The sequence below is a fragment of the Pseudomonas sp. GW458-11-26-14-LB4 genome (assembly GCF_059423925.1).
Map to the genome: position 1 here is coordinate 84,722 of NZ_JBWKYU010000025.1, position 7,514 is coordinate 92,235.

Consider the following 7,514-nt stretch of genomic DNA (forward strand, 5'->3'; position numbering starts at 1 on the left):
ACGTGTCTCTTTGACTACAAGCCTATGTCCGCCAAATCATTGCTCACAGCCCTGCTCCCACTGGTCTCCGACCTGTCCCGCGAACTGCCCGAAGGCGAGCGCTATCGACGCCTGCTCGAAGCCATGCGCGCCCTGCTGCCCTGCGATGCCGCTGCCCTGTTGCGTCTCGACGGTGAATGGCTGGTGCCGCTGGCGGTGGATGGCTTGAGCACCGACACTCTTGGTCGACGCTTCAAGGTCAGCGAACACCCGCGCTTCGAAGTGCTGCTGGCCGGCGAAGGGCCGACCCGTTTCGCCGCCGACAGCGATCTGCCCGATCCGTATGACGGGCTGGTCGACGGCCTCGACGACCACCTCGAAGTTCACGACTGCCTCGGCTGTCCGTTGTTCGTCGATGAAAAACTCTGGGGCCTGATCACCCTCGACGCCCTCGATCCCGAGCGTTTCGAACCGATCGAACTCGACGCCTTGCAAGCCTTCGCCAGTCTCGCATCGGCCACTGTGAATGCCGCTGAACGCATCGAGCGTCTGGCGATTCGCGCTGAAGACGAACACCAGCGCGCCGAGGTTTATCGTCAGGCCAGCGGTCAGCAAAACCGTGAAATGATCGGCCAGAGCAAGGCCCACAAACGGCTGGTGGAAGAAATCAATCTGGTCGGCGGCAGCGACCTGACCGTGTTGATCACTGGCGAAACCGGAGTCGGCAAGGAACTGGTGGCCCAGGCGATCCACGCTGCCTCCAAGCGCGCCGACAAACCGATCATCAGCCTCAACTGCGCGGCCCTGCCGGACACGCTGGTGGAAAGCGAACTGTTCGGCCACGTGCGCGGCGCCTTCACCGGCGCCACCAGCGACCGGCGCGGCAAGTTCGAACTGGCCAACGGCGGCACACTGTTTCTGGATGAAGTCGGCGAGTTGTCGCTGACCGTCCAGGCCAAGCTGTTGCGGGTATTGCAGAGCGGCCAGTTGCAACGTCTGGGTTCGGACAAGGAACACCAGGTCGATGTGCGCCTGATCGCCGCGACCAACCGCGACCTGGCTGAAGAAGTGCGCAGCGGCCGCTACCGCGCCGACTTCTACCATCGCCTCAGCGTCTACCCGTTGCGGGTGCCGGCGCTGCGTGACCGGGGCCGCGATGTGTTGTTGCTCAGCGGTTATTTCCTGGAACAGAACCGCTCGCGCATGGGCCTCAACAGCCTGCGCCTGAACAGCGACGCCCAGGAGGCGCTGCTGGCTTACACCTGGCCGGGCAACGTGCGGGAACTGGAACACTTGATCGGACGCAGCGCACTGAAAGCGCTGGGCAACTGCAAGGTGCGGCCGAAGATTCTCAGCTTGAGCGCGATGGACCTCGACCTGCCACGCGAGGTTGTGGATAACTCGTCGGTGCCGTCCGAAGCGACTGCCGCCCTGCCATTGATCAGCGGTGACCTGCGCACCGCCACCGAGCAGTATCAGCGGCAGTTGATCAGCGCGGCGCTTGAGCGCAATCAGGACAACTGGGCCAGTGCCGCCCGTGAACTGGGGCTGGACCGGGCGAATCTGGGGCGGATGGCGAAGCGCTTGGGAATGAAGGGCTGATATGTGCTTCAAGTTTAAAAGCTCCCTCACCCCAGCCCTCTCCCAGAGGGAGAGGGAGCCGACCGAGGTGTCTTGCGCCCTACATCGACCTGAACCACCGAGTCGATTATGGATTCAACAATGCACTTTCAGGTCGGTGTAGCTTTGAAGCATCCCCCATTCGGCTCCCTCTCCCTCCGGGAGAGGGCTGGGGTGAGGGCCATCGATCAAACTGACACACCACCACCCGACAACTAACCTAAAGCCCAACCTTTTGACGCCGATAACCCGGCATCAATAGTTTCTGGCGATTTCCACTCTCGCCCATCACCTTTTTCCACAGAAGGTTTTTATGTCTTCCAACAAAGCCCGCGCAGATTCACTTTCGCTTCTGCTGTTTACCTTGCGCAGCGGCAAGCTGATGGCGATCAACCTGCTGAAGGTCAGTGAAATCATCCCCTGCCCGCCGCTGACCAAGCTGCCGGAGTCGCACCCGCACGTCAAAGGCATCGCCACTTTGCGCGGTGCTTCGCTGTCGGTGATCGACCTGAGCCGCGCCATCGGCGAGCGGCCGCTGGAAGATCCGAACGGCGGCTGCCTGATCGTCACCGACGTCAGCCGTTCGAAACAGGGCCTGCACGTGCAGGCGGTGAGCAAGATCGTGCATTGCCTGACCACCGACATCAAACCGCCGCCGTTCGGTTCCGGCGGTTCACGCGCCTACATCACCGGCGTGACTTCGGTGGACGGCACGCTGGTGCAGGTGCTGGACATCGAAAAAGTCATCCACGGCATCGCCCCGGCGCAGATCGAAATGGCCCCGACCGAGCTGAGCATGGAAGACGCCGAAGTGCTGGGCAACGCACGGATTCTGGTGGTCGACGACAGTCAGGTGGCGCTGCAGCAATCGGTGCACACCCTGCGCAACCTCGGCCTGCAATGCCACACCGCCCGCAGCGCCAAGGAGGCCATCGACTGTCTGTTGGATTTGCAAGGTACGGCGCAGCAGATCAACCTGATCGTCTCCGACATCGAAATGTCCGAGATGGACGGCTACGCCTTCACCCGCACCCTGCGCGAAACCCCGGACTTCGCCCACCTCTACGTGTTGCTGCACACCTCGCTGGACAGCGCGATGAACAGCGAAAAGGCCCGCCTCGCCGGCGCCAACGGCGTGCTGACCAAGTTCTCCTCACCGGAGCTGACCCACTGCCTGATCGAAGCGGCCAAGCATGTGGCTGCTCAGGGTCACTGAGTCTTGAGCGCGACGTTCTGTTTTCTGATGCGGCGCGACCTGAGCCAGGACGTGCCGACCATCGAATGGCCGAACGGCATCGAACTCACGACCTACAGCGCCGAACACGCATACACCGTGCATGAACTGATGCAGATCGGCTACCGCGAAGGCGGTGGCCGGGTGCAGGCGCTGGACGTCTGGCAACAGCAGTTTGAAAACGATCCGGAATACGATCCGGCACTGTGTTTCATCGCCAGCGATGCCGACGGCGTCATCGGCGTGGCGCAATGCTGGACCAGTTCCTACATCAAGAACCTGGTGGTGCATCCTCGCGCCCAAGGACGTGGATTGGGTCGGGCTTTGCTGCTTCATGCATTCAAGGCGTTTCAGGATCGACGCGAAGGATTTGTCGACCTGAAGGTGCTGGAAGACAACCGGCGAGCGCAGCGCTTGTACGAAATGTCTGGAATGTATGTGGTTCGCCGGGAAATGGTGCCGGACTGACAAACTAAAATCCTGCGGCATGTTCCAACCTTGGCGATCAAACCTCCAAGGATGCCCGAACCATGAAACGCCTCGCCCTCTCCGTGCTTTGCCTCATTGCCCCGTTGGCCCACGCCTCCAGCCCCGATGCCTGGGCGGCCTACGACAAAGCCGTGCTCGCCAGTTGCACCAAGGCCAGCGGCCTGAAAAACGCCAAACCGGTCGGCAACGCCGCGCAATTCGATGATCGCGTCGGCTACACCGCGCTGTTGCTGCAAGGCCAGTACCCGCAAAAACACATGAAGGGCCAGCAAGGCACCGAGCTGTGCCTGTACAACAAAAAGTCGAAAACCGCGTTCGTCACCGAATGGGACTCGATCCGCCCGACCGCCAAACCCTGAGCGCATGGCGCACAACTTGCTTCACTCCGGTCCTGTACGGCGGCTTTACGTCGCCGATTCACACCCTGATTGAAGATTGCCCGCTCAATGAATACGACCTTTTCCTGCGTAGGCTGCGGCAAATGCTGCACCGATCACCACGTGCCCCTGACCTTGGCCGAAGCTCGCATGTGGGCGGCCGACGGCGGTCAGGTGATCGTGCTGGTGGAGGCGTTTCTTGCCAACGGCCTGGGCCTGCCGGAACAGCAGCGCGAACATGCGCAACGGCGTTCGGCGGTGGTGCGCAGCGGAATGTCCGACGCCCATGTGGCGATCACTTTCGCGGCCTACAACGTCGGCCCCTGCCGGAATCTTGACGAAAACAAACTGTGCCGCATTTACGAGCGCCGGCCGCTGGTGTGCCGTATCTATCCCGCCGAAATCAATCCGCATATCCCGCTCAACCCTGCCGCCAAGGACTGCCCGCCGGAGTCCTGGGAGCAAGGGCCGGACCTGATCGTCGGCGGTGAACTGGTGGATCAGGAACTGGTGACGCTGATCCAGCGCTCCCGTCAGGCGGATCGCGACGACATCCGGATCAAGGATGCGATCTGCGGCTTGCTCGGCATCCGCACCACCGCGCTCAAGGGCGATGGGTTCACCGCGTACCTGCCGGACATGGGTGCGTTTGCCTCGGTGATCGATCAGGTCACGGCGCAGCCATTAAACGAAACTTCCAGCGATTGGCTGTTCCATGTCTCCGGCGACGACATCGCCGGGCAAGTACGGGCGGCCGGGGCACAAGTGGTGTCCGAGCCGCCACAGACCTACGCGTTCATTTCACTGCGCGCGGCCTAAGCGCCCTGCCGCCGCCCCCAGAACTCCCGCGCCAGCGAGCGCAAATCCCCCGCCAGCCCCGCCACATCCTGTGAGTTGAGCTGGCTCTGGCGCCCCTCATCCACCGTCAATTCACAGGCCGTGCGAATACTGACGATGTTGCGGTTAATGTCCTCACTCACAGCGCTCTGTTCTTCGACCGCTGCCGCAATCTGCAGACTCATCTCGGTGATCTGCTCGACCCGCCCGCTGATCCCGTCCAGTGCCCGGGCCGCACGCTGCGCCTGTTCGACGCTGTTATCCACATGCTCGCTGCTCTGCTGCATCACCAGCACCGCATCCCGCGCGCCGTTTTGCAGGGCGCTGATCATCCTTTGAATCTCGTTGGTCGACTGCTGAGTGCGCTGAGCCAGACCCCGCACCTCATCGGCCACCACCGCAAACCCGCGCCCGGCATCCCCGGCCCGTGCCGCTTCGATCGCCGCGTTGAGCGCCAGCAGATTCGTTTGTTCGGCGATGCTGCGAATCACCTCCAGCACCCCGGAAATCTCGCTGCTATGACCTTCGAGCTGATGAATCACCTCGGTCGCCCGCCCCAACTCCTCGGCCAGCCGCAACACCGCACTGCGACTCTCGCCCACCAACAGATGACCTTCACGGGTTTCCGTCCCCGCCATATCCGCCGCTACCGACGCCTGCTGCGCATGACTGGCGACCTCGGCCACACTGGCCGCCATCTGATGAATCGCCGCCGCCACCTGATCGGTTTCCGCCTGCTGCGCCAACGTGCTGGTGTGACTGCTATGCAGATGATCCACCAGTTGCGCCGCATGTCCGGCCAGCCGTTGCGACGCATCACCAATCCGCCCGACCACCGCGCCGACCTGCGCTTCGAGCATCTGCAACGCAAACTCGATCTGCCCGAACTGATCCCGCCGCCCGGTATAAATGCCCTGACTCAACGGGTTGTCGGCAATCAGCCGGGCACGCTCGGTCAAACGCTCCAGCGGCCGCAACAACCAACCCACGCCCAAGGCACACGCGCCGCTGCCGACCACCAGCGCAGCCGCTTCGATGCCCATGGACTCCGGCCGCAGCCAGGCTTCAATCCCCAGCACCACCGCCAGCACCGAACTGGTCAACGCCATGATCTTCGCCCGCAAACTCAGCGCCGGCAGTCGCTGCCAACGCACCGCCCGCCCCTCACGCAACTGCGCATACGCCCGCTCCGCCGCCGCCATCTGCCGCGCATCCGGCCGCGTGCGCACCGACTGATACTCCACCGCCGCACCGTTCTGCGTGACCGGCGTGACATAGGCACTGACCCAGTAGTGATCACCGTTCTTGCAACGATTCTTCACCAGCCCCATCCACGACCGCCCGCGCTTGAGCGTCTGCCACATATGGGCAAACGCCTGCGCCGGCATGTCCGGATGACGCAGCAAATTGTGCGGCGCACCCAGCAGCTCGTCGCGGCTGTAACCGCTGATCCTGATGAAATCGTCGTTGGCGTAGGTGATCGCGCTGGTCAGATCGGTGGTCGAGAGAATGTTCGCATCCGGCGCAACATCGACATTGCGCCCGGTCACCGGGAGATTGATCTTCATGAAAAGCGCGCTCGTTTTATTGGAAAGAGTCGGCAGGGCTGCTGACTCTAAGCGCACTCACTGGTGAAACGTTGATCTGGCTCAGGAACTGAGCAATTAGCCATCACTGTGACCGAAAATCACAGCGACGGCCGAGGCGGGAATGAATCAGCGCTTGCCCATCGAACGGCGAGTGCCCGAAGGCGCCACACCCGGAATCTTGGCATGACGATCACCGTCCTTGCCCTTGAACTGGGGCTGCTTCGCCGCTTTGGCAGCTGCCAGCTCACCTGGCTTGAACGGAAACTTGAACGCAGGAATGGTCGGCTTGGATTCGCCGGCCTCGGCCAGCTCTGCCGGGACATCGCTCACAGCGTTGTCGATTGGGGAAGTCATGAAAGCTCCGCGAAGCAAAAAGTCCGGCCCGGTGGACGAGCCGCGAAAGCGCGCAGTATACCTGCGTGAGCGGAGTTTAAAGAGCCCCAAAAAGGGTACGACCTGTGCCTTTTCGGGACTCTTCGACTAGCGGATCACGTTTGCGGATCAACCCGATCCAGCGCCCGGTTCACCGCCAGCTCCGCCAGCATGATGATCTGCTGGATTCCCAGTGCCGTACTGCGCTGCGGGCCCGAAAGCTCATTGGCGAAATTGCTGGCGATGGTACTGGCCGACGCCAGGGACTCGCAGGCATTGGCCAGCAGGCTTTCGGTGTCGACGTTGGGAGTGACCATATACATCGTGCTCGGGCGCGGTTTGGTGGGGTTGGGGCAGAGGTAGTAGTCGAGGGCGCGTTTGATGGCTTCGCGGTTACGGGCGAGGTCTTCGGCGCGCATGGCCTCTTCGAGTGGGGTGGGTGATTCGAGGGGTGGGTCGGGTATCAGTTTGTCCATGAAAAACTCCTACTTGGCTATGGAGCCATCCCTTGTCGTTTCCACACGACAAGAGGTGGCAGCTGTACGCAGGGTGGAAAACCGATAAGTAGGCAACCGGCCAGACCGAAGTCTGCCTGCGCACAGCCGCCGCGACGCAGTTTGCAGACGAAAGAAGACATCGGCAACGATTACGGGGAGATGCTTTGCAACTACTTGAAATCAGGTTTCCACACCTGTTCGCTGAATTGGCAGCGACAGCCAAAGACTAGAGAGCGCACTTCCGACGGACAACCTGAAAACCTTGTGGGAAGGATCCGGTGTAGTTGTTGAGATTTAAACAACCTCAAAAGCTCCCCTCACCCTAGCCCTCTCCCGGAGGGAGAGGGAACTGACGGTGTTGTTTATACGGAATACACCGACCTGAATCACCGAGCTGAACTCCAGTTTTGAGCAGCACCGCACTACGCTCTTCACCACTCAAAACGATGAGCGTTAGCTCGAGTAAGGCTTTTGACGTGCCGGCCCCATCGGAAGGCTGAGTGGAGGGATTTATCCGGGG

8 protein-coding genes and 1 pseudogene are annotated in these 7,514 nt (G+C 61.7%); 5 read left to right on the top strand and 4 right to left on the bottom strand.

Going from position 1 to position 7,514, the window contains the following annotated elements; translation table 11 throughout:
- Nucleotides 1-24 precede the first annotated feature (24 nt).
- The 5 genes from norR (at nucleotide 25) to AC07XZ_RS26075 (ending at nucleotide 4,518) form a co-directional block, all read left to right on the top strand.
- A complete protein-coding gene (gene norR, locus AC07XZ_RS26055) occupies nucleotides 25-1,581 on the top strand; it encodes a nitric oxide reductase transcriptional regulator NorR (RefSeq protein WP_102688216.1) in 1,557 nt (518 codons plus the stop codon).
- 331 nt (nucleotides 1,582-1,912) lie between these two features.
- Complete coding sequence (locus AC07XZ_RS26060) at nucleotides 1,913-2,815, top strand: chemotaxis protein CheV (protein ID WP_011335848.1); 903 nt, start codon at nucleotides 1,913-1,915, stop codon at nucleotides 2,813-2,815.
- Nucleotides 2,816-2,842: 27 nt separating this feature from the next.
- On the top strand, nucleotides 2,843-3,301 hold the full coding sequence (locus AC07XZ_RS26065) for a GNAT family N-acetyltransferase (protein WP_102688217.1): 459 nt from the start codon (nucleotides 2,843-2,845) through the stop codon (nucleotides 3,299-3,301).
- A gap of 62 nt (nucleotides 3,302-3,363) precedes the next feature.
- The gene (locus AC07XZ_RS26070) at nucleotides 3,364-3,681 is read left to right on the top strand and encodes a hypothetical protein (protein WP_039765638.1); all 318 of its coding nucleotides are present in this window, start codon (nucleotides 3,364-3,366) and stop codon (nucleotides 3,679-3,681) included.
- Between the two features lie 87 nt (nucleotides 3,682-3,768).
- The gene (locus AC07XZ_RS26075) at nucleotides 3,769-4,518 is read left to right on the top strand and encodes a YkgJ family cysteine cluster protein (RefSeq protein WP_102688218.1); all 750 of its coding nucleotides are present in this window, start codon (nucleotides 3,769-3,771) and stop codon (nucleotides 4,516-4,518) included.
- Here AC07XZ_RS26075 and AC07XZ_RS26080 read toward each other — a convergent pair.
- The 4 genes and pseudogenes from AC07XZ_RS26080 to AC07XZ_RS26095 all read right to left on the bottom strand — a co-directional run bounded on the left by AC07XZ_RS26080 (nucleotide 4,515) and on the right by AC07XZ_RS26095 (nucleotide 6,973).
- Nucleotides 4,515-5,579 (bottom strand): methyl-accepting chemotaxis protein, encoded by a 1,065-nt coding sequence (locus AC07XZ_RS26080; RefSeq protein WP_371921037.1) that lies wholly within the window; start codon nucleotides 5,577-5,579, stop codon nucleotides 4,515-4,517. The two genes, AC07XZ_RS26075 and AC07XZ_RS26080, sit on opposite strands and share 4 nt — an antisense overlap.
- Nucleotides 5,580-5,822: 243 nt before the next feature.
- Nucleotides 5,823-6,104 (bottom strand): annotated as a pseudogene (locus AC07XZ_RS26085) (PAS domain-containing protein); the annotation flags it as partial.
- Between the two features lie 147 nt (nucleotides 6,105-6,251).
- The gene (locus AC07XZ_RS26090) at nucleotides 6,252-6,479 is read right to left on the bottom strand and encodes a hypothetical protein (RefSeq protein WP_039765632.1); all 228 of its coding nucleotides are present in this window, start codon (nucleotides 6,477-6,479) and stop codon (nucleotides 6,252-6,254) included.
- 134 nt (nucleotides 6,480-6,613) lie between these two features.
- A complete protein-coding gene (locus AC07XZ_RS26095) occupies nucleotides 6,614-6,973 on the bottom strand; it encodes a DUF6124 family protein (protein ID WP_011335854.1) in 360 nt (119 codons plus the stop codon).
- Nucleotides 6,974-7,514: the final 541 nt, after the last annotated feature.